General features: G+C 41.0%; 2 protein-coding genes. Both read left to right on the forward strand.

All coding sequences use genetic code 11. From position 1 onward, the window contains the following. Window positions 1–317 precede the first annotated feature (317 nt). The gene (gene sdhC, locus AB4496_RS12980) at window positions 318–710 is read left to right on the forward strand and encodes a succinate dehydrogenase cytochrome b556 subunit (RefSeq protein WP_012604532.1); all 393 of its coding nucleotides are present in this window, start codon (window positions 318–320) and stop codon (window positions 708–710) included. Further along, on the forward strand, window positions 704–1,051 hold the full coding sequence (gene sdhD / locus AB4496_RS12985; RefSeq protein ID WP_004734215.1) for a succinate dehydrogenase, hydrophobic membrane anchor protein: 348 nt from the start codon (window positions 704–706) through the stop codon (window positions 1,049–1,051). Before sdhC ends, sdhD begins: the two co-directional genes overlap by 7 nt. Window positions 1,052–1,106: the final 55 nt, after the last annotated feature.

Raw genomic sequence — 1,106 nt, forward strand, 5'->3', positions numbered from 1 at the left:
TGCACTTGTTAGTGTTTTTTACATTAAATTCGTTAAAAGTCTGTGCTGTGTAGCATTATTTGTTGCATCAATTGTATTAGAATGTTGCCAGCCGTATAGTGGCGCTGAAAAGTTTGGTTAAAACCTTATAAATGCAAGGCTAAGAAGAAATGTGAGGTGTCTTCGGAAATCTAGCTGTTAACAATTATTTTACAATTATCTAAGGCTCAACTTATGTTATTTGTTAAGTTAATGTTAAATTTTGAGGGTTTGCAATCAAATTTTGTCCATAACAATACATAAGGTTATTTAATGACCATCATGCTCAATGGAGCTGAGTGAGCGAGCCCGTGAAAGAAAGAAAGACAAGACCTGTTAATTTAGATTTACAGACCATCCACTTTCCTATCACAGCAATAGCTTCCATCCTACACCGTGTGTCTGGGGTGATTACTTTTGTTGCGATCGGAATTCTGCTTTGGTTACTATCCATTTCCCTCTCTTCCCCTGTAGGCTTTATGGAAGCTAGCGACATTGTCGACGGTTTCTTCGTGAAGTTTATTCTGTGGGGCATTTTAACCGCTTTGGCTTACCACATTGCTGGTGGTATTCGTCACCTTCTTATGGACCTTGGTCACTTTGAAGAGCTGGAATCTGGCGCTAAGAGCGCGAAGGTTGCATTCGCAGCAACAGCGGTATTGTCTCTACTAGCGGGGATCTTAGTATGGTAAACAACGTTTCTACTTTTGGTCGTAATGGTGTGCATGATTATCTATTGATTCGTGCAACAGCCATCATTATGACGCTTTACACTATCTACCTAGTGAGCTTTTGTGCTTTCTCCGGTGATATTTCTTACGCATCTTGGACGCAATTCTTTGGTGGTACTTTCACTAAAGTCTTCACCATGTTAGCGCTTACTTCAATTTTGGTTCACGCGTGGATCGGCTTGTGGCAAGTACTAACTGACTACATCAAATGTGCAAAATTGCGCGTTGGTCTTCAAGTCGGTGTTGTTGCGGTTCTTCTAGGATATTTCTTCTCTGGTCTGTTTATTTTGTGGGGTGCGTAAGTGACTATTCCTGTTCGTGAGTTTGATGCTGTAGTAATTGGCGCTGGTGGTGCTG

The organism is Vibrio sp. 10N.222.46.A1 (genome assembly GCF_041473595.1).
Classification (GTDB): domain Bacteria; phylum Pseudomonadota; class Gammaproteobacteria; order Enterobacterales; family Vibrionaceae; genus Vibrio; species Vibrio tasmaniensis_A.